The following is a 26,231-nucleotide window of genomic DNA, read 5'->3' on the forward strand; positions in this document are numbered from 1 at the left end:
ACAGAGGCAAGCCTATGAACAGTTCGACCAATGCAGTAAAACGCTGGTGGTACATCATGCCTATCGTGTTCATCACGTACAGCCTGGCGTATCTCGATCGTGCCAACTTCAGCTTCGCATCCGCCGCAGGGATCACCGAGGATCTCGGGATCACCAAAGGCGTCTCCTCGCTGCTGGGCGCGCTTTTCTTCCTCGGCTACTTCTTCTTCCAGATCCCAGGCGCTATCTACGCCGAACGCCGCAGCGTGCGTAAACTGATCTTCATCTGCCTGATTTTGTGGGGGGGATGTGCGTCACTGACCGGCGTGGTGAACAACATTCCTGCGCTGGCCGCCATTCGCTTTATCCTCGGCGTGGTGGAGGCCGCGGTTATGCCCGCAATGCTGATTTACATCAGCAACTGGTTTACTAAATCTGAACGCTCCAGGGCGAACACGTTCCTGATCCTCGGTAACCCGGTGACGGTACTGTGGATGTCCGTGGTGTCTGGCTACCTGATCCAGTCTTTCGGCTGGCGCGAAATGTTTATCATCGAGGGCGTCCCGGCGGTTATCTGGGCATTCTGCTGGTGGGTGCTGGTGAAAGACAAACCGTCTCAGGCGAAATGGCTCTCGGAAGATGAAAAAGCCGCGCTTCAGGCGCAGCTGGACAAAGAGCAGCAAGGCCTGAAGGCGGTACGCAACTATGGCGAGGCCTTCCGCTCGCGCAACGTCATTCTGCTGTGCGCACAGTATTTCACCTGGAGCATTGGCGTGTATGGCTTTGTGCTGTGGCTGCCGTCCATTATCCGCAGCGGCGGCGAAAATCTCGGCATGGTCGAAGTGGGCTGGCTGTCGTCGGTGCCCTATCTGGCGGCGACCATCGCGATGATTATCGCCTCATGGGCCTCGGACAAGCTGCAAAACCGTAAACTGTTCGTCTGGCCGCTGCTGCTGATTGCTGCCTTTGCGTTTATCGGTTCCTGGGCCGTCGGGGCTAATCACTTCTGGGCCTCTTACACCCTGCTGGTGATTGCGGGTGCCGCCATGTACGCACCTTATGGTCCATTCTTCGCGATTATCCCGGAGATGCTGCCGCGTAACGTGGCGGGCGGCGCAATGGCCTTAATTAACAGCATGGGCGCGCTGGGGTCGTTCTTTGGTTCGTGGTTCGTTGGTTATCTTAATGGCGCAACCGGCAGCCCGTCAGCATCGTACATATTTATGGGGGTAGCGCTTTTCGTCTCAGTGTGGCTAACTCTGATTGTTAAGCCTGCTAATAATCAACAGCTACCCGTCGGCGCACGCCACGCCTAAACCCTTTCACATCTACGGAGATTAGCATGAAGCCGTCCGTCATTTTGTATAAAGCCTTGCCTGACGATCTACACCACCGCCTGGAAGAACATTTCACCGTGACCCAGGTGAAAGACCTTAGCCCGCAGACCGTGACGCAACACGCCGATGCGTTCGCCCATGCCGAAGGGCTGCTGGGCTCCAGCGAAAAAGTGGATGCCGCACTGCTGGAAAAAATGCCGAAGCTTCGTGCCACCTCTACGGTTTCCGTGGGGTATGACAACTTTGACGTGGATGCCCTTAACGCCCGCAAGATCCTGCTGATGCACACGCCACATGCCCTGACTGAAACCGTGGCCGACACGCTGATGGCGCTGGTGCTCAGCACTGGCCGCCGCGTCGTGGAGGTTGCTGAACGCGTCAAAGCGGGCGAGTGGACGAAGAGCATTGGCCCGGACTGGTTTGGCGTGGACGTTCATGGCAAAACGCTGGGGATCGTCGGCATGGGCCGCATCGGACTGGCGCTGGCGCAGCGCGCGCATTTCGGCTTCAACATGCCGATCCTCTACAACGCCCGCCGTCATCACGTCGAAGCCGAGGAACGCTTCAACGCGCGCTACTGCGAGCTGGATACACTGCTTCAGGAAGCGGATTACGTCTGCCTGATCCTGCCCCTGACGGACGAAACCCATCATCTGATTGGCAAATCGGCGTTTGAGAAGATGAAGACGTCGGCCATTTTCATCAACGCGGGGCGTGGTCCGGTTGTGGATGAAAAGGCGCTGATTGAGGCGCTGCAAAATGGTGAGATCCATGCAGCCGGTCTGGATGTGTTTGAGCAGGAGCCGCTGCCGGTCGATTCACCGCTGCTGACATTGCCCAACGTTGTGGCCCTGCCCCACATTGGCTCAGCAACGCACGAGACACGCTACAACATGGCGGCCACCGCAGTAGATAACCTGATTGCCGCGCTAGGCGGTAAGGTTAAACAGAACTGCGTTAACCCGCAGGTGCAACAGTAGAAACGAAAAAACCCGCCAGAAGGCGGGTTTTAGAATTCTTTGCTGCTGAGTTGGAAGCTTACAGGCTTACAACGTTACCAGCTGCTGGGCCTTTAGCGCCGCTTTCGATGGTGAAGGACACTTTCTGACCTTCGTCCAGAGATTTGTAGCCTTCGTTCTGGATAGCAGAGAAGTGTACGAACACGTCTTTAGAGCCATCGTCAGGAGTGATGAAGCCGAAACCTTTATCAGCGTTGAACCATTTTACCAGACCAGTCATTTTACCAGACATAGAAATTACCTTATTAAAAATTTGTTGTGCCTTCCGGCGCGATGGTTGCGTTACAGATTTTTAAGCGATGAAGGAAGGGTCACTACGAAGGGTATCTATGGATAACAATCTGGACTGCTTAACTAAACTGCTTTAGGTCTGTGTAACAAACCGACGGGGATAGTTATACCGATGTGGTAGGTGAATGACAAGCATTATTTTTATTATCTATAAAAAACCCCGCCTGATGCGGGGTTTTTTTGTTTACTCGGTTGCCGCGACGGCTGCCGTCCACGCCTGACTAAAGGCCTGGTGCTGCGACGCCAGCGGCCCGATCAGCGTATTGTACTGGCTTGCCTGCTGTGAGGTCGGGAACTGGATACCGTTAGAGACGAAGCTCACCTGCGTACCCTGTTCGTTAATAAAGTCCCCTACCTGCACCAGCTGCTGCGTAAAGATCTGCGCGGCCGGGATCAGCGGTTGCAAAGCGTCGGAAGGTTTGATGACCACTTTCTCATACGCTTTATCAAAGACCGGCTTGAGATCCTCGCCCTGCTTCAGCGCAGAACGCGAAGCATCGGCCTGCATTTTGGCATTCTGCAACTGCTGGCTGAGCACGCCGAGCGCACCGTTGGACTGGCGCAGCGGTTCACGCTGGGTCACATAATCCTGCGGCACACGGATCGCGTTAACGCTATCCAGCACCGGACGAAGACCGGAATCCATCGCCTGGCTCACCTGCTGTGAATAACCATAAAGAATGGCGTAATCAGAAACAAAAGGACCAAACTGTTTTTTCTGATCCGCAGTCAGCGTTGGTAAACGCTCGCCGCTGCGCATCACCGTATTCTGCAGAAAATCGATAAACGCTTTGCGCTGATCGCCTTCTTTATCGAAACACCCACTCAGGCTAACAACCATCAACAACGCCGCAATAGGCGCAAACCAGCGAGAGCAGGACTTTCCTGTCGCCATTTTAATACTCCTTTCACCCAAAAAAGCGCACACCGGCACACGCGTGCCTGACGGCTTACAAGAATAGTCCAGGTCAGCCCTGCAAGATACCCTTTTCATGCAAAACGGCTATTACCGTTTTCGTGCTGAGTATTTACAAAAAAATACCTATAGCAGCCTAAGGATGTGTAATCAGTGGATTAGCATAACTATCCACTTCGCTGAAACGAATCAACCTACCCTTACTGTACAAATAATCACAGCCGTGACGATCCACGATTTGCAATAAGGACTATTCTTAACAGGCTCTCTGATGTTCATGATCCCGCTGTGAGATTTATGAGGAGTTCTCAATGGAATATAAAGATCCTGAGTTTGAGCTGCTGAGCAGCCTGGAACAGATTATTTTTAAAGATGTACCGCAGACGATTACCCTGAAACAAAAGTCCAATCCCTTTACTGAATTTGAGCGGTTACGTAAAGCGTCAGGACTTAAAACGGATGAATTCGCAAGAGCGATGGGTGTCAGCGTATCGATGGTGCTGGAATGGGAATCAAAACGTGAAAAACCCACGCCGGCTGAATTAAAGCTGATGCGCCTGATTCAAGCCAACCCTGCCCTTAGTAAGCAAATAGCGTAATAAAGATAACCCGCCCCCGCCCTTGCGGGGGTTTGTGTTTTAGAGGCTTTCGCACCGCCATCCCGATTCCTGCCACACCAGTTCATGCGTCAGTTTTAATCCTTTGAGAAAAGCCTCATCGTGGGACACCACCAGCAGCGCACCGGGAAAATCGGCCAGCGCCGCTTCAATCGCCTGCACCGACGCCAAATCTAGATGGTTGGTGGGTTCATCTAACAGCAGCAACTGGGCCGCCTCTTCTCGCCATAAAACGCAGGCGAGCGCCGCTTTTAGTCGCTCGCCTCCGCTCAGTTCGGCCAGCGGAAGCGTAACTTTGTCCGCACCCAGCTGAAGCTGGGCCAGCCGGGTCCGAAGCGTGCCCTCTTCAAGCGGCGTATTATGCAGGTTCAGATGCGTCATCACCGACCGGGAGAGATCCAGCTGCGTAAGATGCTGATCCAGATACGCGCATGATACCGACAGACGGCAGGTGCCTGACAGCGGCGCGACCTGCCCCAGAATGACCTTCAACAGCGTCGATTTTCCGCAGCCGTTCGGCCCACGCAGCGCCACGCGCATCGGACCATCCATCCGCCAGTCTGTTGGCGGCAGTTCGACATAGGGCAGAACCAGATTGTCCATCACCAGAACCTGTTTCCCCTGCGCAATATGGCTTTCCGGCAGGGTAAACATCACGGGATTTTCTTCTTCAACCCGCTCGCGCGCCTTGTTAACCGCAGCATTCAGCGCGTCATTTTGATCGCTATGCTGTTTTTTCCAGGATCCCACACGCTCTTTCGCCGCCCCTTTGTATTTCACGCGCTCAAACGAGGCAATATTCAGCGTATCCACCGTGCGCAGCGTTTTAGCCGAACGCCGCTGGCTGTCATCATGTTCTTTTTGTATGCGGGCACGGGTACGCTTGCGCTCGGTCGCCGCATGTTCCAGCGCCGCGCGGGCGGCCTGTTGTTCTGCCTCGCGCTGGGTTTGCCAGGTGGCATAGTTCCCGCCGAAACTGCGCAAGCCGGACGCGCTCAGCTCAAGTATGCGCGGCACCCGGGCCAGTAACTCACGATCGTGAGACGCCACCAGCACGCCCCCCGGATAGCGGGCAAGCTGGTCGTAGAACCACGCCCGGCCTTCTCTGTCGAGGTGGTTCGTGGGCTCATCCAGCAGCAGATAATCTGCGCCGGCGATAAACGCGCCGCACAGCAGGGCGCGAATGCGCTCCCCACCGCTCAGCTCATCAGCCCGCTTTTCGGGATCAAAAGGCGGAAGTTTAGCGGCGATAAACGCGTCGCTCAGCCGTTCCGCCAGATCCCAGTACCCGTCAAGAATATCCAGATCCTCGGGCTCAGCATCGCCGCTGTCGACACGCTTTCGCGCCGCGAAAATCGTCTCATAGCCGAGCAGTTCAGCCAGCGTAAGCTGCGGAGAAATAACGTGCTGTTGCGCCACATACGCGCTTGTTCCGAAGCGCTCAATGTGGCCGCCAGCCGGGAGATCCAGCCCCGCCAGCAGACGCAGCAGGCGCGTTTTACCGCTGCCGTTGCGCCCAACCAGCGCGCACAGAGAGGGTTCCAGTGACAAATTCAGCGGACCAAAAAGGATATCGCCCGTCGCAAACTGACAGGTGACCTGATGCAAAATAAAAGAAGGGGACTGCGCAAAATGAGCCATAAGCACTCCTGAATGAAATCAAAACATCCCCTGCTCACGCGGTAGCGTTTAGCAAGGCTCGAAATTCATCAGTCGTGTTTGTTCATTTTTGGGGGGCGCTCCAGCGGAAAGACGTTAGCAGGAGTAAGGATAACGGTAATTTGTTGACCATTTCAAGGTTAAATTTTCAGCGGTACGTAATAAAAAACCCGCCGAAGCGGGTTTTTAGCATTTGTAACAAAAGGCGCATTACTGCAGCAGCGAAATATCCGCTACGCGCAGGAAGAGTTCGCGCAGTTTTTCGAGCATGGTCAGGCGGTTAATACGCAGTTCCTGATCTTCTACGTTCACCATCACTTTCTCGAAGAAAGCATCAATCGCTTCACGCAGTTCAGACAGCTCGACCAGCGCTTCCTGGTAGCGACCTTCGGCGAAGAACGGTTCCAGTTTGTCACGCAGAACCACAACCTGCATCGCCAGAGCGATCTCTTCCGGCTCTTTCAGCGTAGCGGCGTTAACACGCTCGTTCAGCGTCTCGTCGGATTTCGCCAGGATGTTAGAGACACGCTTGTTGGCCGCAGCCAGCGCAGCCGCCGCGTCCAGCGTACGGAAGTGAGAAACCGCCTTCATGCGCGCATCGAAATCTGCCGGACGGGTTGGACGACGCGCCAGCACCGCCTGAATGGTGTCAACGGTGTAGCCTTCATCCTGATACCAGGCGCGGAAACGCCCCAGCATGAAGTCGATAACGTCATCCACAACCTTCGCGTTTGTCAGCTTGTCACCGTACAGGCGCACCGCTTCTTCGGTCAGGGTCTGCAGATCCAGGTTCAGGTTCTTCTCAACGATGATACGCAGCACGCCAAGTGCGGCACGACGCAGCGCAAACGGGTCTTTATCGCCTTTCGGATGCTGACCGATACCGAAGATGCCCGCCAGGGTATCCATTTTATCGGCGATCGCGACGGCGCAAGCCACCGGATTGGACGGCAGATCGTCACCCGCAAAGCGCGGCTGGTACTGCTCGTTCAGGGCGACAGCCACGTCTTCCGCTTCACCGTCATGGCGCGCGTAGTGCATGCCCATCACGCCCTGGGTGTCGGTGAATTCGAACACCATGTTGGTCATCAGGTCGCACTTGGACAGCAGGCCCGCGCGGGTAGCGTGATTGACGTCTGCACCGATTTCACGGGCGATCCAACCGGACAGCTCCGCAATACGGTCGGTCTTGTCACGCAGCGTACCCAGCTGCTGCTGGAACAGCACGGTCTGCAGGCGCGGCAGGTTGTCTTCCAGACGCTTTTTACGGTCGGTATTGAAGAAGAACTCAGCATCTGCCAGACGCGGACGCACCACTTTCTCGTTACCGGAGATAATCTGGGACGGATCTTTCGATTCGATGTTCGCCACGAAAATGAAGTTTGGCAGCAGTTTGCCGTCGTTGGCGTAAACCGGGAAGTACTTCTGGTCACCCTTCATGGTGTACACCAGCGCTTCAGCCGGAACGGCGAGGAATTTCTCTTCGAACTTCGCGGTCAGCACAACCGGCCATTCGACCAGAGAGGTCACCTCTTCCAGCAGGCTTTCGCTCAGGTCTGCGTTGCCGCCAATCTGGCGTGCCGCTTCTTCGGCATCCGCTTTGATTTTGGCTTTACGCTGCTCGTAGTCGGCAATGACCTTACCGCGCTCCAGCAGGATCTGCGGGTACTGGTCGGCATTGTCGATAGTGAATTCCGGCTCGCCCATAAAGCGGTGGCCACGGATCACGCGATCGGACGCGACGCCGAGAATGGTAGCAGGAATAACGGTATCGCCGAGCAGCAGGGTCACGGTGTGAACCGGACGCACGAAGTGCACGTCGGACGCGCCCCAGCGCATCAGTTTTGGAATAGGCAGCTTAGCCAGCGAGGTTGCAATCATGTTTGGCAGCAGCGCTTCTGCGCTTTCGCCTTTAACATGAGCGCGATACAGCAGCCACTCGCCTTTGTCAGTGGTCAGACGCTCGGCCTGATCAACGGTGATACCGCAGCCGCGCGCCCAGCCTTCAGCCGCTTTGCTCGGTTTGCCTTCCGCGTCGAACGCCTGAGCAATCGCCGGGCCACGTTTTTCCACTTCACGATCCGGCTGTGACGCCGCCAGATTTGCCACTTTCAGCGCCAGACGACGCGGTGCAGCAAACCACTCAATTTTACCGTGTGCCAGGCCAGCGTTATCCAGCTCGGCCGTTACGTTCGCAGCGAAAGATTCAGCCAGGCTGCGCAGGGCTTTTGGTGGCAGCTCTTCGGTTCCGATTTCCACCAGGAAAGTTTTCTCAGACATGGCCGCCTCTTATTTGTTTCGGTTGCACATCGGGAAGCCAAGGGCTTCACGGGACGCGTAGTAAGCTTCTGCAACGGCTTTGGTCAGGGTGCGAATACGCAGGATATAGCGCTGACGTTCAGTCACGGAGATGGCTTTGCGGGCGTCCAGCAGGTTGAAGCTGTGGGCGGCCTTCAGAATACGCTCGTAGGCGGGCAGCGGCAGCGGAGTCTCCAGCGCCAGCAACTGCTGCGCCTCTTTCTCGTATTGCTCGAAGCAGGTGAACAGGAAGTCCACGTCCGCGTATTCGAAGTTGTAAGTGGACTGCTCCACTTCGTTCTGATGGAACACGTCGCCGTAGGTTGTTTTCCCCAGCGGGCCGTCGCTCCAGACCAGGTCGTAAACGCTGTCTACGCCCTGAATGTACATCGCCAGACGTTCCAGACCGTAGGTGATTTCACCGGTGATCGGTTTACATTCCAGACCACCCACCTGCTGGAAGTAAGTGAACTGCGTCACTTCCATACCGTTCAGCCACACTTCCCAGCCCAGACCCCAGGCACCCAGCGTTGGGTTTTCCCAGTTATCTTCCACGAAACGAATATCGTGAATGGTCGGATCCATGCCCAGCTCTTTCAGCGACCCAAGGTACAGTTCCTGAATGTTTTCCGGGGATGGCTTAATCACCACCTGGAACTGATAGTAGTGCTGCAGACGGTTCGGGTTTTCGCCGTAACGGCCATCGGTCGGACGACGGGAAGGCTGAACATAGGCAGTAGCCATTGGCTCTGGCCCCAATGCGCGTAAGCTGGTCATTGGGTGTGAAGTGCCGGCGCCGACTTCCATGTCCAAAGGTTGAACAATGGTGCAGCCCTGACGAGCCCAGTAATCCTGTAAGGTCAGGATCAGGCCCTGGAAGGTCTTGGTATCAAACTTTTGCATAGTATTTCGTGCTGGATACGTGTGGTTTCAAAAGGAAGGGATCAGTATACCCGCTGGCTGCAAGATATACAGTACGAAACGGGGTTGTTTAGGGAAAATTGGGAAATAAGCCGCCACGCTAAAATCCATGAACGGCCTGATTGTTGATTATACGCGCACTCTAGCGCATCGAGAGGTGTAAAAACTGGCCGTCCGCGTCAAATGAACAGACAAAGCCCTCTTTACGCGCGGTATGCCCCCGCATCTCATAGCTCCCCTGAAAATGCTCAAAGCCGGTGACGGCAATATTTTGCGCCTCAGCGTTATAGCGATGGGCCGCCCGATCTTTACAGAGTTGCTCCATGCCCAGCGTGCGTTCCGGGCTAATTTTCCCCTGCTGTGCTTTTTGCACCGGGGCTTCCTGCGACGTACTGCATCCTGCGAGCATCAACAGCAGAAAGAGAGACACTACACGCTTCATCATCATTTTTATTACCGGCCTCGTCTGGGGCTGTTATTTTTAGTATCAACGCTTTTATAGATTATGTGTCAACATTCTGCGAACCTCTCGTCTCGACGACAAGTTTAATGAATAAAACTCAGATTTTTCCAAGGGAAAGCATTAAGACAATGATGGTCACACTTTCTTTATCCGGACAACAGAGGGCCTGATGCAGTCAAAAATTAACTGGATTGATAACCTGCGGGGCATAGCGTGCCTGATGGTGGTGATGATCCACACGACCACCTGGTATGTCACCAACGCGCACAGTATCAGTCAGGTTAACTGGGATATCGCGAATATTCTTAACTCCGCCTCCCGCGTCAGCGTGCCGTTATTCTTTATGATCTCCGGCTTTCTCTTTTTTGGCGAGCGTAGCGCACAGCCAAGACACTTTATCCGCATCGCTTCGTGTCTGCTGTTTTACAGCGCCGTCGCGCTGCTCTACATCACGCTGTTTACGTCAATCAACGCCGGGCTGTCGCTGAAAAATCTGCTGCAAAAACCGGTGTTCTATCATCTGTGGTTTTTCTTCGCCATTATCGTTATCTATCTGGTCTCTCCGCTGATCCAGGTAAAACATATTGGCGGCAAAATGCTGCTGGCTTTAATGGTTGTGATTGGCATCGTGGCAAACCCGAATACCGTCTCGCAGAAAGTCGCTGGTTTTGAGTGGCTGCCCGTCGATCTTTATATCAACGGCGACACGTTTTACTACGTGCTGTACGGCATGCTGGGGCGCGCCATCGGCATGATGGATACCGGCAAACGGGGGCTAAACCTGCTTTGCGGGGCGGCGTTTATCCTCAGCGTGGGGATAATTTCACGAGGCACGCTGCACGAACTGCAGTGGCGCGGCAACTTTGCCGATACCTGGTACCTGTACTGTGGGCCGATGGTGTTTATCTGTGCGGTTTCCCTGCTCACGCTTGTGAAAAATACCCTGAACAGCCGCCCGCTTCCGGTGCTGGGCTTTATCTCACGCCACTCGCTGGGGATTTACGGTTTTCACGCGCTGGTGATCCACGCGCTTCGTACGCGCGGCGTTGAGCTGAAAAGCTGGCCACTGCTGGACATTATCTGGATTTTTTCCGCCACGCTGGCAGCGAGCCTGCTGCTGTCCATGCTGTTGCAGAAAATCGATACGCGCAGGTTTGTGAGCTAACCCGATACAGGTGGAGTGTAGGCCGGGTGAGCGTCAGCGCCACCCGGCACCTGTTTAAGACATCAGCGGTAAAAGCTGCTGATAAATTTTGCGGAACACGTCGCGCCGCTCGCCGTAGCGAGCATGGTTTTTCTCATCAGGAAAATGCTGCGCCTCAAGCGGCAACTGGGGCAGAAGTTGCGACAGAGACTTTTCAGGATTCAGCGCAATTTGCGCCAGACGCGCCGCACCCAGCGCAGGACCGACATCACCACCGGTACGATAATCCAGCTGGAACCCGCTAATATCAGCAAGCATCTGCCGCCAGTAGCTGCTGCGCGCCCCGCCGCCAATCAGAGTGATGCTCGACGGCGTAAGACCACAGTCATGCACCACGCCCATGCCATCCGCCAGCGCATAACCGACGCCTTCCAGCACCGCGCGTGCCAGCTCGGCCGGGCCGTGCTGATGCGTTAAACCAAAGAACACGCCTTTCGCTTCCGGATTGTTATGCGGCGTACGCTCCCCGGAGAGATAGGGTAAGAACCACACCGCGCCAGCCTGATCATCCGCCTGCTGCGCGGCGGCAATCAGCGCCGGAACGTCCGCCATGCCGGTCAGTTTTGCGGCCCAGTCGAGACAGGAGGCGGCGCTCAGCATCACCGACATCAGATGCCATTTACCCGGTAGCGCATGGCAAAAGCTGTGAACCGCATTCTCAGGGTTACTGCGATAGCCGTCGCTCACGGCAAAATAGACCCCGGAGGTGCCCAGCGAGAGCATCGCCTGCCCTGCCTCGGTCATTCCCACGCCAACCGCTCCCGCCGCGTTATCTCCGCCACCGGCGACGACGGGCACGGCTGGCATTTTCCAGCGTTGCGCCACCGTCGGCGTTAAAGTTCCGGTCACTTCGCTGCCTTCGAAGAGCGCAGGCATATGGTCGCGCGTCAAATGACAGGCATCGAGCATGGCTGCGCTCCAGTCGCGCTTCGCCACGTCGAGCCACATGGTGCCCGCCGCGTCAGACATGTCGCTGGCAAACTCGCCCGTCATGCGAAAGCGCAGGTAATCTTTTGGCAGTAAAACCTTCGCCACCTGGCGGAAAATCTCCGGTTCATGGCATTGCACCCACAGCAGTTTGGGTGCCGTAAACCCTGGCATCATCAGGTTGCCGGTTATTTCGCGAGAGGCAGGCACGCGTTCTTCGAGGAGTGCGCACTCCTCTGCACAGCGGCCATCGTTCCAGAGAATGGCGGGCCGCAGCACGCGGTGCTGGCTGTCCAGCAGCGTTGCGCCGTGCATCTGCCCGGCAATTCCCAGCGCTTTCACCTCGTGCAGGCTGTGCTGTTCACTTAACGCCTGAATCGCGCGATCCGTCGCCTGCCACCACTGCTCCGGGTCCTGTTCCGACCACAGCGGATGCGGGCGCGAAACCTGCAATTTCTCGGTTTGCGAGGCCAGCACATCTCCCTGCTCGCTTAACAGGATGGCCTTCACGCCCGACGTACCCAGATCGATCCCAATGTACATATTGTGGGTTCCTTAACTGAACATGCCCGGTAGCGCAGCGCTGACCGGGCCTACAAAAACCGGAGGCCGGGCACACAACGCACCGCCCGGCGAGACCTGTTATTTATCGAATAGATAGTGATTGACTAGATTTTCCAGCAGCTCCTGATGGCCACTCTGATGCTGCGGCGCCAGCTGATGCTGTTCAGCGTACCTGGCGATCTCGGCAAGCGATAACTGGCCTTTCAAAATTTGCTGACCCAGCTCACTGTTCCAGCCGCTGTAGCGCTTCGCCACACGTTTATCCAGTTCACCGTCTTCAATCATACGGGCGGCAACTTTCAGCGCCAGCGCCATGGTATCCATCGCGCCGATATGGCCGTAGAACAGATCGTATTTGTCGGTGCTTTGACGACGTACTTTGGCATCGAAGTTCAGGCCACCGGTAGTGAAGCCGCCCGCTTTGATGATTTCATACATCACCAGCGCGTTCTCCTCGACGCTGTTCGGGAACTGGTCGGTATCCCAGCCCAGCTGCGGGTCACCGCGGTTGGCATCCACGGAGCCGAAAATGCCGAGCGCGATAGCCGAGGCGATTTCATGGTGGAAGGCGTGGCCCGCCAGGGTTGCGTGGTTAGCCTCGATGTTCACTTTGATCTCTTTTTCCAGACCAAACTGCTTCAGGAAGCCATACACGGTTGCCACGTCGTAATCATACTGGTGCTTGGTGGGCTCCTGCGGCTTCGGCTCAATCAACAGCGTACCGCGGAAGCCGATTTTGTGCTTATGGTCGACCACCATCTGCATAAAGCGGCCAATCTGTTCACGTTCCTGACGCAGGTCGGTATTGAGCAAGGTTTCATAGCCTTCACGTCCGCCCCACAGCACATAGTTTTCGCCGCCTAACGTGTGCGTGGCATTCATCGCCGTCACCACCTGCGTGGCAGCCCAGCTAAACACTTCCGGGTCCGGGTTGGTTGCGGCGCCTGCGCCGTAACGCGGGTTGGTAAAGCAGTTCGCCGTGCCCCACAGCAGTTTTACGCCGCTTTGCTGCTGTTTTTCAGCCAGCACGTCCGTCATCTGCGCAAAGTTGTTCAGGTACTCTTTCAGCGATGCGCCTTCCGGCGACACGTCCACATCATGGAAGCAGTAGTAGGGCACGTTCAGCTTGTGGAAGAATTCAAAGGCAACGTCTGCCTTACGCTTCGCCAGTTCAATGGCTTCACCCGGCTGCTGCCACGGGCGGTCAAACGCGCCCACGCCGAACATGTCGGCACCGTTCCAGCAGAAGGTATGCCAGTAACAGGCGGCAAAGCGCAGATGATCTTCCATGCGCTTACCCAGCACCAGCTCATCCGGGTTGTAGTGACGAAATGCTAAAGGATTGGTCGTTTTCGTGCCTTCGTAACGAACGCGATCGAGTTGGTCGAAATAAGCTTGCATATTCAGCTCCATAATCAGGGTATGCGGCGTAAGAGTGCGACAGGAGTAATAGTGAATAGACATTTAACGTTGCTCAATTACGTTATTTCACACTGCTATTGAGAGAATGCACAACTGTGCGCTGGCTCGCAAAATAATGCGCTGGCAACGCTTTTTCTGCGCTTATTCCAGAATCAAATGTAATTAGTACGTTACGCATTTTAAAATCCGATCGCGGTCATAAATTCGGAAATAAACCAAATATCATAATGAGAAGATAAAAATCTGTAATTGCCAGCAGGCCTCTCCACGTTAAGAATTTGCTGCGTCTCAGCAGTGAATGTTTCTTTTATCTCAGCAACACATACCCCTACAAAAAGGCCTGATAATTATGAAGATAAAGAACCTGACCCTTACTCTCTGCACTACCCTCCTGCTAGCAAGCTTTGCCGGACACGCCAAAGAGGTCAAAATCGGTATGGCGATTGACGACCTGCGCCTGGAGCGCTGGCAAAAAGATCGCGATATTTTTGTTAAAAAAGCGGAATCACTGGGTGCCGAAGTGTTTGTGCAATCCGCTAACGGCAACGAAGAAACCCAGATGTCACAGATTGAAAATATGATTAACCGTGGCGTCGATGTGCTGGTCATTATCCCTTATAACGGCCAGGTACTCAGTAATGTGGTTAAAGAAGCAAAACAGGAAGGCATAAAAGTGCTGGCCTATGACCGCATGATTAATAATGCGGATATTGATTTTTATATTTCGTTTGATAATGAAAAAGTCGGCGAATTACAGGCAAAAAGTCTGGTCGACAAAGTGCCTCAGGGGAATTATTTCCTGATGGGCGGTTCGCCGGTCGATAACAACGCCAAGTTGTTCCGCGAAGGGCAAATGAAAGTGCTTAAGCCGTATATCGACGAGGGCAAAATTCACGTCGTCGGCGATCAGTGGGCTGACGGCTGGCTGCCTGAAAACGCGCTGAAAATTATGGAAAATGCCTTAACCGCGAACAATAACAAAATTGATGCCGTTGTGGCGTCGAACGATGCCACCGCAGGCGGGGCGATTCAGGCGCTCAGCGCGCAGGGGCTTGCAGGGAAAGTGGCTATTTCGGGCCAGGATGCCGACCTCGCCGGGGTGAAGCGCATTATCGCAGGCACCCAAACCATGACGGTTTACAAACCCATCACCGAACTGGCGAACACGGCGGCAGAAATTGCCGTTGAGCTGGGGAATGGTCAACAGCCTAAAGCCGATACCTCGCTTAACAACGGCCTGAAAGACGTTCCGGCTCGCCTGCTTACCCCTATTGAAGTCAATAAAGACAATATTGATGCCACCGTCATTAAAGACGGTTTCCACAAAAAGAGTGAACTGTAACCCAGCGCGGCCCCTGCTCTGCGGGGGCGCATCGACATGTCCTGTTTCTTTATCGGGTCAGCGGAGCAGTTATGTCTTATTTACTTGAAATGAAAAGCATCACCAAAGCGTTTGGCGTCGTGAAGGCCGTCGACAACGTGAGCCTCAGGCTCAACCCTGGCGAAGTGATGTCGCTGTGCGGCGAGAACGGGTCGGGGAAGTCCACGCTGATGAAAGTCCTGTGCGGGATCTATCCTCACGGCAGCTACGAAGGCGAAATTGTTTTTGCCGGCGAAACGCTCCAGGCCGCGCACATCCGCGATACCGAGCGCAAAGGGATTGCCATTATTCACCAGGAGCTGGCGCTGGTGAAGCATCTTACCGTGCTGGAGAACATCTTTCTCGGGGCTGAAATTTCCCGTCACGGCGTGCTGGATTACGACACCATGACGCTGCGCTGTGAAAAACTGCTGGCGCAGGTCAGCCTCGCCATTTCACCCGACACGCGCGTGGGCGATCTGGGTCTGGGCCAGCAGCAGTTGGTTGAGATCGCCAAGGCGCTGAACAAGCAGGTACGCCTGCTGATCCTTGATGAGCCTACCGCCTCACTCACCGAGCAGGAAACGGCGGTTCTGCTTAACATCATCCGCGACCTGCAAAATCACGGCATTGCCTGCATCTATATTTCGCACAAGCTTAATGAGGTGAAAGCCATCTCGGATACCATCTGTGTGATCCGCGACGGGCAGCACATCGGCACGCGCGACGCCGCCGGGATGAGTGAGGATGACATCATCACCATGATGGTTGGCCGCGAACTGACCGCGCTGTACCCGAACGAGCCACATACCGTGGGCGAGGAGATCCTGCGTGTCGAAAACCTCACCGCGTGGCACCCCGTTAACCGGCATATCAAGCGCGTCAACACCCTCTCCTTTTCGCTGCACCGTGGCGAAATCCTCGGTATTGCAGGGTTAGTGGGCGCAGGACGGACCGAAGCCGTTCAGTGTCTCTTCGGCGTCTGGCCGGGACGCTGGGAGGGCAACATTTTTATCGACGGTCAGGCGGTACATATCACCAACTGCCAGCAGGCGATTGCCCACGGCATCGCGATGGTGCCGGAAGATCGCAAAAAAGACGGCATTGTGCCGGTCATGGCCGTGGGTCAAAACGTTACGCTTGCCGCGCTCGGTCAGTTTTCCGGTGCACTGACGGCCCTGGACGACGCGGCGGAGCAGCAGTGCATTTTGCAGTCGCTCGCCAGGCTGAAGGTGAAAACCTCCTCTCCCGACCTGGCCATTGGGCGTCTCAGCGGCGGCAATCAGCAGAAGGCTATTCTGGCGCGCTGTCTGCTGCTCAACCCCCGGATTCTGATTCTGGACGAGCCGACGCGCGGGATTGATATCGGTGCGAAATATGAAATCTACAAGCTGATCAACCAGCTTGTGCAGCAAGGGATTGCCGTCATTGTCATCTCGTCTGAATTACCTGAAGTGCTGGGCCTGAGCGACCGCGTGCTGGTCATGCACGAAGGGAAACTCAAAGCCAACCTGATCAACCAGAGCCTGACGCAGGAGCAGGTGATGGAAGCCGCTTTAAGGAGCGAACGTCATGTCGAAAAGCAATCCGTCTGATATCAAAGTCGCTGTTCCGACGCCCGGCGCGTTTTCCGGGCTTAAGGCGCTCAACCTGCAGGTTTTCGTGATGATCGCGGCGATTATCGCCATCATGCTGTTCTTTACCTGGATGACCGACGGCTCTTACCTGAGCGCGCGCAACGTCTCTAACCTGCTGCGCCAGACGGCCATCACGGGCATTCTGGCCGTGGGGATGGTGTTCGTGATTATCTCCGCAGAAATCGACCTGTCGGTCGGTTCGATGATGGGCCTGCTCGGCGGCGTAGCGGCCATTTTTGACGTCTGGCTCGGGTGGCCGCTGCCACTGACCGTGGCGGTCACGCTGGTGCTGGGCCTGCTGCTCGGAGCATGGAACGGATGGTGGGTCGCCTACCGCAAAGTCCCGTCGTTTATCGTTACCCTCGCGGGCATGCTCGCCTTTCGCGGCATTTTGATTGGCATGACCAACGGCACCACCGTCTCTCCTACCAGCGCCGCCATGTCGCAAATTGGGCAGAGTTACCTCTCCGATGGCATCGGCTTTACGATCGGCGTGGTCGGGCTGATGGCCTTTATCGCGTGGCAGTGGCGCGGCCGTATGCGTCGTCAGGCGCTCGGGCTGGCAGCATCTGCGTCCACCGCCGTGATGGGGCGTCAGGCGCTGACGGCGGCGATCGTGCTGGGGGCAATCTGGCTACTGAACGATTATCGCGGCGTGCCGACGCCGGTTTTACTGCTGGCCCTTCTGCTGCTGGGCGGCATGTTTATGGCAACGCGCACGGCGTTTGGCCGGCGTATTTATGCCATCGGCGGCAATCTTGAGGCGGCGCGTCTGTCGGGTATCAACGTAGAACGCACCAAACTCGCAGTCTTTGCCATCAACGGCCTGATGGTCGCGATTGCCGGACTGATCCTCAGCTCCCGCCTCGGAGCCGGTTCGCCGTCAGCCGGGAACATCGCCGAGCTGGATGCCATCGCCGCCTGTGTGATTGGTGGAACCAGCCTCGCCGGGGGGATCGGTAGCGTCGCGGGTGCGGTGATGGGCGCATTTATTATGGCTTCGCTGGATAATGGAATGAGTATGATGGACGTTCCAACGTTTTGGCAGTATATCGTCAAGGGCGCCATTCTGTTGCTGGCGGTCTGGATGGACTCCGCCACCAAGCGGCGAGCCTGAGAACAGCATCGTTACTTATTTGGGAAAGCAGCCATGTTTGAGAAGCGTCACCGCATTACGTTGTTATTCAATGCCAATAAAGCCTACGACCGTCAGGTGGTCGAAGGGGTTGGTGAATATTTGCAGGCGTCGCAATCCGAATGGGATATTTTTATTGAAGAGGATTTCCGCACCCGGCTCGAGAACATCAAGGACTGGCTGGGCGATGGCGTTATCGCCGACTATGACGACCCGGTGATTGAGCAGTTGCTGACGGACGTCGATGTCCCCATCGTCGGCGTCGGCGGCTCGTATTATTCCCCCGACAGCTACCCGCCGGTGCACTACATCGCCACCGATAACCTTGCCCTGGTTGAAGCCGCCTTTCTCCATTTAAAAGAGAAAGGCGTGCACCGTTTTGCCTTTTACGGGTTGCCCGCCTCAAGCGGCAAACGCTGGGCGGTGGAGCGTGAGCACGCATTCTGTCAACTGGTCGCGCAGGAGAAATATCGCGGCGTAGTGTATCAGGGGCTGGAGACCGCACCGGAAAACTGGCAGCACGCGCAAAACCGCCTGGCAGACTGGCTGCAAACGCTGCCGCCGCAAACCGGGATTATTGCCGTCACGGACGCCCGCGCCCGCCACGTGCTTCAGGTCTGCGAGCATCTGCACATTCCGGTGCCTGAAAAGCTGTGCGTCATTGGTATTGATAACGAAGAGCTGACGCGCTACCTGTCGCGCGTGGCGCTATCCTCGGTCGCTCAGGGAACGCGTCAGATGGGCTATCAGGCGGCGAAGCTACTGCATCGGCTGCTGGATAACGAATCGCTACCGCTGCAACGGTTACTGGTCCCGCCCGTGCGCGTGGTGGAGCGCCGTTCAACCGATTACCGCTCCTTAAGCGATCCGGCCGTTATTCAGGCGATGCACTACATCCGCAACCACGCCTGCAAGGGCATTAAGGTCGATCAGGTGCTGGATTCCGTCGGCATTTCGCGTTCGAACCTGGAGAAGCGGTTTAAAGAGGAGGTTGGCGAAACCATCCATGCGGTGATCCATGCGGAGAAACTGGAGAAAGCGCGCAGCCTGCTCATCTCAACGTCGCTGTCGATCAACGAAATCTCACAGATGTGCGGCTACCCGTCGCTTCAGTATTTTTACTCGGTGTTCAGGAAAGAGTATGACACCACCCCGAAAGAGTATCGGGAGCGGCACAGCGAGGTGCTAATCTAGAAAACAAAACGCCTTCCGATGGAAGGCGTTTTTTTACATTACATGTGCGAGGCGATTAAGCGCTGGTTATCCTGAAACATGGCGAACAGGTAGTTGTTATAACGCTGTCCCTGAGTCGAATACCCTTTCAGCTTGTGGATCATCGTGCTGGCCGTCACTTCCTGATCCGCTTTACGCAACTGGGCGCGTGACTTACGGAACGACGAGTAGGCCGGATGCGTATTCAGGTTCACCACGTAGGCGTTTACTGAATCTTTAACCGATGCAAACTGCGAATAACCTTTCACTTTGCCCGGCGCGTTAGTACAACGACCTTTTGCGCATTTCATGCCAAAGAGGTTGTTATTGTTACGCGCCAGCTTCGAGGTTCCCCAGCCGCTTTCGGCTGCGGCCATGGTGGCGACCATGCTGCCTGGAATAATGTCCACACGCTCTAACAGCGAGTTCCACGGCACGCGACGCGTGTTACCGTTCCACTTCACCTTGTAGCGTTTCGCAATGTCTTTAAGACGCGTGCGCTCAGACGGCGACCAGCGGCTCTCGTACTGTTTCGAGATCAGCCAGTTACGATCTGCGGTAATCGCAGCATTTTGACTTTTGATGTAAGGCATTACTGTCCGGAGAAACGCTTTTTTTCGTGGTGTCCCGGAAGGGTATTTTCGCAAATCAGGAAGTGAACTACTCTTTGCACTATTGCGAGAATACTCTTGTTTACTGCTAACCTTACTGCTTGTCGTCTTTATTACGTGGGCTTTCTTACTCGTTGTATCCGTGTGCGTCTTCGCAAGCACCTCACCCGAAAATGCCATGGTGAGTAACATGAGTATCGCGGCCCCATATCGTCGAATGGGAGTCGATATCATTAGGTCTCCTGGTCGGATTTCATCATTCCAACACCTTATTTTTTTCTCGAATTTGAGAGCGGAATCTCAAATCATAGCAAAAATAGACTTCAAGAGCACGTATAGAAATAGTCCAAATCCGAAACCATGTCATCTGAAACGTGTTCACGAAATCATCAATTCTGAAAAAATGTGCGCGATATCGCAGATAACCGCCTAATTTTGCGCGGGATCACTCATCCTTTCGCATCCTCCTGGCAGAACGTGCGCGGGGAGGAGTTGCTCCCGTCTTCCCGATGGCACACTGGTTAAAAAAGCCGCGAAGGAATTTGGAATGAAACGCACCGCACTCGCTTTTCTGCTTTTACCGGCACTGGCGCAGGCAGACTGGTCATCACCGGGCTTTGCCGCGTTTAAGGCTGAAGGCACCGGCGTTTTTACCAGCCAGGCAACGCTGACGAAGGGTACCCGCCCACTGACGCTCAGTTTTGACAACGCGTGCTGGCAGCCGACCGATGCGATAAAACTCAACGAGATGCTGTCGCTCAAACCTTGCGAAGGCACGCCGCCGCAGTGGCGTCTGTTTCGCGACGGCAGCTACCAGATGCGGATTGATACCCGCTCAGGCACGCCGACGCTGATGTTGACGGTACAACGCGAGGCGGAAAAAACCGTCGCGAACGTTATCCGCCAGTGTCCAGCGTGGGACGGCAAACCGCTTACGCTCGACGTCAGCCACACCTTCCCGGAAGGCTCGGTGGTGCGTGATTTTTACAGCAAGCAGACGGCGACGGTGCAAAACGGCAAAATCACCCTCCAGCCCGCGGCGAACAGCAACGGCCTGCTGCTGCTTGAGCGCGCCGAAACCGATAAACCCGCGCCGTTTAGCTGGCAAAACGCCACCGTCTATTTCGTGCTGACGGACCGCTTCGTCAATGGCGATCCTACCAATGACAACAGCTATGGCCGCCATAAAGACGGCATGCAGGAAATTGGAACCTTCCACGGAGGCGATCTCAAAGGGCTTGCCGGTAAACTCGACTACCTGCAGCAGCTCGGCGTCAATGCGCTGTGGATTAGCTCCCCGCTGGAGCAGATCCACGGTTGGGTGGGCGGTGGAACCAAAGGTGATTTCCCCCATTACGCCTATCACGGCTATTACACCCAGGACTGGACCACCCTCGATGCCAACATGGGCAACGAAGATGATTTGCGCCATCTGGTCGATGAAGCGCACAAGCGCGGCATCCGTATTCTGTTCGACATCGTGATGAACCACGCGGGCTACGCCACGCTGGCAGACATGCAGGCGTTTCAGTTTGGCGCGTTATACCTGCAGGGTGATGAGCTGAAGAAAACCCTGGGCGAGCGCTGGACGGACTGGAAACCAGGGGCCGGACAAAGCTGGCACAGCTTTAACGATTACATTAATTTCAGCGATAAAGCCGCGTGGGAAGCATGGTGGGGTAAAAAATGGATCCGCACCGACATCGGCGATTATGACAACCCTGGCTTTGACGATTTAACGATGTCGCTGGCCTTTTTACCGGATCTGAAAACGGAATCGACCGAGGCTTCCGGCCTGCCGAACTTTTATCAGCACAAGCCTGATACGAACGCGAAAGCCATTCCGGGCTTCACCCCGCGTGACTACCTGACGCACTGGCTTAGCCAGTGGGTGCGTGATTACGGCATTGACGGTTTTCGGGTCGATACCGCGAAGCACGTTGAGCTTGACGCGTGGCAACAGCTAAAAGACCAGGCAGGCCAGGCCCTGGCGGCGTGGAAAGCCGCTAACCCGGATAAAAAAGTCGATAACGCCCCGTTCTGGATGACGGGAGAGTCCTGGGGCCACGGCGTTATGCAGAGCGATTACTACCGCCACGGTTTCGATGCGATGATCAACTTTGATTATCAGGAGCAGGCGGCGAAGGCGGTGGACTGCCTGGCCGACATCGACCTGATCTGGCAGCAGATGGCCGAAAAACTGCAGAGCTTTAACGTCCTGAGCTATCTCTCGTCGCATGATACGCGGCTTTTCCGCGAAGGGGGCCAGCGTGCGGCAGAGCTGCTCCTGCTCGCACCGGGGAGTGTGCAGATCTATTACGGCGATGAATCAGAGCGGCCATTTGGTCCCACCGGCTCCGACCCGCTGCAGGGAACGCGATCGGACATGAACTGGCAGGACGTCACGGGTAAAAATGCCGCCACCGTCGCTCACTGGCAGATTTTAGGCCAGTTCCGCGCCCGCCATCCGGCAATAGGCGAAGGCGTACAAAAAACGCTGTCGCTTAAGGAGGGATACGGCTTTGTGCGCGAGCACAACGGCGATAAAGCGATGGTGGTGTGGGCAGGAAATTAAGCGCTACGTCCCCCTCACCCTAATCCTCGCCCCTTTGGGCAGAGGACCGGGGTGAGGAGAGAAAAAAGCATCAGAACAATACACTGAATAAATCAAAACCCACCATATAAAACATCAACACTGCCCTCTCCTCCCGATTTGCACCTGTCCGATGCTAGCGTTATGGTTACCCACTTTCATAATAAGCCAGACAGAACACCTGCTATGACGTTTTCACTTTTCGGCGACAAATTTACCCGCCATTCAGGCATTACCCGCCTGATGGAAGATCTCAATGACGGACTGCGCACCCCGGGCGCAATCATGCTTGGCGGCGGAAACCCGGCGCAGATCCCAGAGATGAATACCTATTTCCAGACGCTGCTGGCGCAGATGCTGGAAAGCGGCAAAGCTACCGACGCGCTGTGCAATTACGATGGCCCCCAGGGCAAAACCGAACTGCTGAAGCTCCTCGCCAACATGCTGCGTGACGAGCTCGGATGGGATATCGAACCGCAGAATATTGCACTGACAAACGGCAGCCAGAGCGCATTTTTCTACTTGTTTAACCTGTTCGCAGGACGTCGCGCCGACGGCACCACCAAAAAAGTGCTGTTCCCGCTGGCACCGGAGTACATTGGCTACGCCGATTCCGGCCTCGAAGAAGACCTGTTTGTCTCTGCACGCCCGAACATTGAGCTGCTGCCGGAAGGCCAGTTCAAATATCACGTCGATTTCGAGCACCTGCACATCGGTGAAGAGACGGGCATGATCTGCGTTTCGCGGCCAACCAACCCGACCGGCAACGTCATCACCGACGATGAGCTGATGAAGCTGGATGCGCTCGCCAATCAGCACAACATCCCTTTGGTTATCGATAACGCCTACGGCGTGCCGTTCCCGGGCATTATTTTCAGCGAAGCACGCCCGCTGTGGAACCCGAACATCGTTCTGTGCATGAGCCTCTCCAAGCTCGGCCTGCCGGGCAGCCGCTGCGGCATCATTATTGCCAATGAAAAAATCATCACCGCCATTACCAACATGAACGGCATTATCAGCCTCTCTCCCGGCGGTATAGGCCCGGCCATGATGTGCGAGATGATTAAAAATAACGACCTGCTGCGCCTGTCCAATGAGGTGATCAAGCCGTTCTATTACCAGCGCGTTCAGGAGACAATCGCGATCATTCGCCGCTATTTGCCGGAAGAACGCTGCCTGATCCACAAACCTGAAGGTGCCATTTTCCTGTGGCTGTGGTTTAAAGACCTGCCGATCACCACCGAACTGCTCTACCAGCGCCTGAAAAAACGCGGCGTGCTGATGGTGCCGGGCAATTACTTCTTCCCCGGGCTGGATAAGCCGTGGCCGCACACGCATCAATGCATGCGCATGAACTACGTGCCGGATCCGGAAAAAATCGAAGCGGGCGTGAAAATTCTCGCCGAAGAGATTGAGAACGCCTGGCGCGAAGGCGGCCAGTAGCATCTTTCGCCAGATTTCGCTGCCGTTCAGCGCGAAATCTGGCGTTTTTGAAGCGGTTCAGCGCTCGGGCATGGTTCCCACCAGCCCGATTCGTCTGTTATCCCTCGCGTACCGTAAACCCAAGCTCTTTTGAGATAGCGTCTGCGGTTTCACGCAACGGGGTAAGCAAGTTCTTTTCGCCCACCTGCTTCATACGCGATGTCGACAGCGAAATGGAGATGGCATACGGCACGCGGCCATGAATATCAAAGACCGGCACGGCGATACAGGATACCCCCAGTTCATTCTCTTCTTTATCCCGCGCCATGCTGTGCTCACGGATCTCTGCCAGTTCGCCGTACATCGCGTCCAGTTCAGTGATGGTGTTACGCGTCAGCGGCTGGATCTGGTCCTGATGGCTTTCCCAGTAGCTTGCAACATAATCCTGATGGCCAAATGCCATATAAATCTTGCCCATTGCCGAGCAGTAGAGCGGCATATGCTGGCCGATATAGGCGCGGGTGCGCAGCATTCCGGTTGTCGGCTCAAGCTTATAAATCAGGATCGCATGGTCATCTTCACGGCTGGAGAAGTTCACCGTCTCGCCGGTCGCGATGTTCAGCGCCTCAAGATGCGGTGCCGCCACATGAATGATGTTCAGGGATGACAACGCCTTTTGCCCGACGGCAATAAATTTGGTGGTCAAACGATAGCTGCCCGCCGCAGGAGCTGGCGTGACATACCCGCAGGACTGCAACCCCTGCAATAGCCGGTGAACCGTACTCTTATTCAGCCCGGCAAGCTCGGAGAGATGGGCAAGAGGACACCCGTTCGGATAGTTGCTGAGGATCTCAATCAGCATCAGGCCGCGAAACAAGCTCTGGCTACCTGCTGGCCTCTCTTTTTCTTGCGTCATTTCGCTCTCTTTCATGCTCATTGATTAGCTCCTTTCTTCTCGCGCTCCGATGGTAGCGCAAAGTGTGGCTCAGTTCACGATCTCAACAGAAAAAACACAACCAGTTGATTTTAATCGATTTTGAAAATCATAAATGTCGTTGATCTGACAAAAATTGATCGTTATATTTGAAATCAGATTTCGCATAGTGAAATTTAGAGATAAAAAAGCACTCACACTTGCCCCTTAAAAGCACAGGAGAACAGGGATGAAAGTGACCTTTGATGAGTTGAAAGCGGCGTTCAATCGGGTACTGATCGCGCGCGGCATACAAGCAGACACTGCAGATGCCTGCGCGGAGATGTTCGCCCGCACCACGGAATCCGGCGTCTATTCCCACGGTGTGAACCGTTTCCCGCGTTTTATTCAGCAACTTGATGCTGGCGACATCATTCCTGACGCCCAGCCAAAACGGATCACCACGCTGGGCGCCATTGAACAGTGGGATGCGCAACGCGCCATCGGTAACCTGACGGCAAAGAAAATGATGGATCGTGCTACCGAGCTGGCGTCCGATCACGGGATAGGTCTGGTAGCACTTCGTAACGCAAACCACTGGATGCGCGGCGGCAGCTACGGCTGGCAGGCGGCGGAGAAGGGATATATCGGCATTTGCTGGACCAACTCGATTGCCGTCATGCCCGCCTGGGGATCAAAAGCGTGCTGTATCGGCACAAACCCACTGATCGTGGCGATCCCGTCTAACCCCATCACCATGGTGGACATGTCAATGTCGATGTTCTCTTACGGCATGCTGGAAGTGAATCGCCTGGCGGGGCGCGAGCTGCCGGTGGACGGTGGATTCGACGACGACGGCAACCTGACCCGTGAACCGGGCGTCATTGAGAAAAATCGCCGCATTCTGCCGATGGGTTACTGGAAAGGTTCTGGCCTCTCTATCGTGCTGGATATGATCGCCACCCTGCTTTCCAACGGCTCCTCCGTGGCGGAAGTAACCCAGGACAACAGCGATGAGTACGGCGTATCGCAAATCTTCATTGCCATCGAGGTAGATCGCCTGATCGACGGCCCAACCCGTGACGCCAAACTGCAGCGCATTATGGACTTCATCACCACCGCCGAACGCGCCGATGAAAACGTCGCCGTCCGTCTGCCTGGGCATGAGTTTACGCGCCTGCTGGAGGAGAACCGCCGGGACGGCATCACCATCGACGACAGCGTGTGGGCGAAAATCCAGTCTCTGTAAGGAGGGGCCATGATATTCGGACATATTTCACAGCCAAATCCGTGCCGCCTGCCGCAGGCAATTGAAAAAGCACTTAATTTCCTGCGCACTACCGATTTCGCCACGTTTGAGCCAGGTGTCGTCGAAATTGATGGACGCACTATTTTTGCCCAAGTGCTCGACCTGACGACCCGGGAACCGCATGAAAATCGCCCGGAAGTACATCGTCGTTATCTGGATATTCAATTTCTGGCATCGGGTGAAGAGAAAATAGGTATCGCCATTGATACCGGTAATAACAAAATCAGCGAATCACTGCTCGAACAGCGGGATATTATTTTTTATCACGACAGCGAGCATGAATCGTTTATCGAAATGATACCCGGCAGCTATGCCATATTTTTCCCGCAGGATGTGCACCGTCCTGCCTGTATTAAGAACACAAGTTCTGAAATTCGTAAGATTGTGGTGAAAGTAGCAGTCAGCGAATTACAGTAATTTAC

At 55.4% G+C, this 26,231-nt stretch carries 22 protein-coding genes; 12 read left to right on the top strand and 10 right to left on the bottom strand.

Translation table 11 applies throughout. From position 1 onward, the window contains the following. Positions 1–14: 14 nt before the first annotated feature. Both I6L58_RS11635 and ghrB read left to right on the top strand, forming a co-directional pair. Positions 15–1,295, top strand: coding sequence for an MFS transporter (locus I6L58_RS11635; protein WP_006177794.1), 1,281 nt, complete (start codon positions 15–17; stop codon positions 1,293–1,295). A 26-nt stretch (positions 1,296–1,321) separates the two neighbouring features. Further along, the gene (ghrB, locus tag I6L58_RS11640; RefSeq protein ID WP_088209038.1) at positions 1,322–2,296 is read left to right on the top strand and encodes a glyoxylate/hydroxypyruvate reductase GhrB; all 975 of its coding nucleotides are present in this window, start codon (positions 1,322–1,324) and stop codon (positions 2,294–2,296) included. Between the two features lie 58 nt (positions 2,297–2,354). Here ghrB and cspE read toward each other — a convergent pair whose 3' ends face one another. Together cspE and I6L58_RS11650 are read right to left on the bottom strand one after the other, a co-directional pair. After that, positions 2,355–2,567 (bottom strand): transcription antiterminator/RNA stability regulator CspE, encoded by a 213-nt coding sequence (gene cspE / locus I6L58_RS11645; RefSeq protein ID WP_006177792.1) that lies wholly within the window; start codon positions 2,565–2,567, stop codon positions 2,355–2,357. A gap of 243 nt (positions 2,568–2,810) precedes the next feature. Beyond that, on the bottom strand, positions 2,811–3,521 hold the full coding sequence (locus tag I6L58_RS11650; RefSeq protein WP_006177791.1) for a DUF3053 domain-containing protein: 711 nt from the start codon (positions 3,519–3,521) through the stop codon (positions 2,811–2,813). Positions 3,522–3,853: 332 nt separating this feature from the next. Between I6L58_RS11650 and I6L58_RS11655 the strand changes: the two genes are divergently transcribed. Continuing rightward, entirely contained in the window at positions 3,854–4,141 is a 288-nt protein-coding gene (locus I6L58_RS11655; RefSeq protein ID WP_006177790.1) for an HTH-type transcriptional regulator, read from the top strand. A gap of 39 nt (positions 4,142–4,180) precedes the next feature. On the opposite strand, the gene I6L58_RS11660 is transcribed toward I6L58_RS11655, so the two are convergent. From I6L58_RS11660 to I6L58_RS11675, 4 genes are all read right to left on the bottom strand, one after another. Next, complete coding sequence (locus tag I6L58_RS11660; protein ID WP_088209037.1) at positions 4,181–5,800, bottom strand: ABC-F family ATP-binding cassette domain-containing protein; 1,620 nt, start codon at positions 5,798–5,800, stop codon at positions 4,181–4,183. A 228-nt stretch (positions 5,801–6,028) separates the two neighbouring features. Beyond that, a complete protein-coding gene (glyS, locus tag I6L58_RS11665) occupies positions 6,029–8,098 on the bottom strand; it encodes a glycine--tRNA ligase subunit beta (RefSeq protein ID WP_088209036.1) in 2,070 nt (689 codons plus the stop codon). Positions 8,099–8,107: 9 nt separating this feature from the next. Beyond that, positions 8,108–9,019 (bottom strand): glycine--tRNA ligase subunit alpha, encoded by a 912-nt coding sequence (glyQ, locus tag I6L58_RS11670; RefSeq protein ID WP_006177784.1) that lies wholly within the window; start codon positions 9,017–9,019, stop codon positions 8,108–8,110. A gap of 160 nt (positions 9,020–9,179) precedes the next feature. Further along, positions 9,180–9,485 (bottom strand): YsaB family lipoprotein, encoded by a 306-nt coding sequence (locus I6L58_RS11675; protein WP_006177783.1) that lies wholly within the window; start codon positions 9,483–9,485, stop codon positions 9,180–9,182. A 184-nt stretch (positions 9,486–9,669) separates the two neighbouring features. Between I6L58_RS11675 and I6L58_RS11680 the strand changes: the two genes are divergently transcribed. After that, a complete protein-coding gene (locus I6L58_RS11680) occupies positions 9,670–10,665 on the top strand; it encodes an acyltransferase (RefSeq protein WP_006177782.1) in 996 nt (331 codons plus the stop codon). Positions 10,666–10,719: 54 nt separating this feature from the next. On the opposite strand, the gene xylB is transcribed toward I6L58_RS11680, so the two are convergent. Together xylB and xylA are read right to left on the bottom strand one after the other, a co-directional pair. Next, positions 10,720–12,174 (bottom strand): xylulokinase, encoded by a 1,455-nt coding sequence (gene xylB, locus I6L58_RS11685; protein ID WP_088209035.1) that lies wholly within the window; start codon positions 12,172–12,174, stop codon positions 10,720–10,722. 99 nt (positions 12,175–12,273) lie between these two features. Further along, positions 12,274–13,596, bottom strand: a complete 1,323-nt coding sequence (gene xylA / locus I6L58_RS11690; RefSeq protein WP_088209056.1) for a xylose isomerase — start codon at positions 13,594–13,596, stop codon at positions 12,274–12,276. Positions 13,597–13,966: 370 nt separating this feature from the next. Between xylA and xylF the strand changes: the two genes are divergently transcribed. The 4 genes from xylF (at position 13,967) to xylR (ending at position 18,943) form a co-directional block, all read left to right on the top strand. Continuing rightward, positions 13,967–14,959, top strand: a complete 993-nt coding sequence (xylF, locus tag I6L58_RS11695; RefSeq protein ID WP_058610518.1) for a D-xylose ABC transporter substrate-binding protein — start codon at positions 13,967–13,969, stop codon at positions 14,957–14,959. A 71-nt stretch (positions 14,960–15,030) separates the two neighbouring features. Then, complete coding sequence (locus I6L58_RS11700) at positions 15,031–16,572, top strand: xylose ABC transporter ATP-binding protein (protein ID WP_088209034.1); 1,542 nt, start codon at positions 15,031–15,033, stop codon at positions 16,570–16,572. Beyond that, positions 16,550–17,731, top strand: a complete 1,182-nt coding sequence (xylH, locus tag I6L58_RS11705; RefSeq protein WP_088209033.1) for a xylose ABC transporter permease XylH — start codon at positions 16,550–16,552, stop codon at positions 17,729–17,731. The genes I6L58_RS11700 and xylH overlap by 23 nt, the downstream gene beginning before the upstream one ends. A gap of 33 nt (positions 17,732–17,764) precedes the next feature. Then, a complete protein-coding gene (xylR, locus tag I6L58_RS11710) occupies positions 17,765–18,943 on the top strand; it encodes a D-xylose utilization transcriptional activator XylR (RefSeq protein WP_088209032.1) in 1,179 nt (392 codons plus the stop codon). Positions 18,944–18,981: 38 nt separating this feature from the next. On the opposite strand, the gene I6L58_RS11715 is transcribed toward xylR, so the two are convergent. After that, on the bottom strand, positions 18,982–19,806 hold the full coding sequence (locus I6L58_RS11715; RefSeq protein WP_072208901.1) for a protein bax: 825 nt from the start codon (positions 19,804–19,806) through the stop codon (positions 18,982–18,984). Positions 19,807–20,119: 313 nt separating this feature from the next. On the opposite strand from I6L58_RS11715, the gene I6L58_RS11720 reads away from it, so the two are divergent. Both I6L58_RS11720 and avtA read left to right on the top strand, forming a co-directional pair. Further along, complete coding sequence (locus I6L58_RS11720) at positions 20,120–22,147, top strand: alpha-amylase (protein WP_088209031.1); 2,028 nt, start codon at positions 20,120–20,122, stop codon at positions 22,145–22,147. A 204-nt stretch (positions 22,148–22,351) separates the two neighbouring features. Beyond that, complete coding sequence (gene avtA, locus I6L58_RS11725) at positions 22,352–23,608, top strand: valine--pyruvate transaminase (RefSeq protein WP_088209030.1); 1,257 nt, start codon at positions 22,352–22,354, stop codon at positions 23,606–23,608. A 97-nt stretch (positions 23,609–23,705) separates the two neighbouring features. Here the strand turns inward: avtA and yiaJ are convergent, their stop codons facing one another. Next, positions 23,706–24,524, bottom strand: a complete 819-nt coding sequence (gene yiaJ / locus I6L58_RS11730) for an IclR family transcriptional regulator YiaJ (protein WP_088209029.1) — start codon at positions 24,522–24,524, stop codon at positions 23,706–23,708. 226 nt (positions 24,525–24,750) lie between these two features. On the opposite strand from yiaJ, the gene yiaK reads away from it, so the two are divergent. Beyond that, positions 24,751–25,749, top strand: a complete 999-nt coding sequence (yiaK, locus tag I6L58_RS11735; protein ID WP_088209028.1) for a 3-dehydro-L-gulonate 2-dehydrogenase — start codon at positions 24,751–24,753, stop codon at positions 25,747–25,749. A 9-nt stretch (positions 25,750–25,758) separates the two neighbouring features. Further along, positions 25,759–26,226, top strand: a complete 468-nt coding sequence (locus I6L58_RS11740) for a YhcH/YjgK/YiaL family protein (protein ID WP_088209027.1) — start codon at positions 25,759–25,761, stop codon at positions 26,224–26,226. Positions 26,227–26,231: the final 5 nt, after the last annotated feature.

The organism is Enterobacter cancerogenus (genome assembly GCF_019047785.1).
Taxonomy (GTDB): domain Bacteria; phylum Pseudomonadota; class Gammaproteobacteria; order Enterobacterales; family Enterobacteriaceae; genus Enterobacter; species Enterobacter cancerogenus.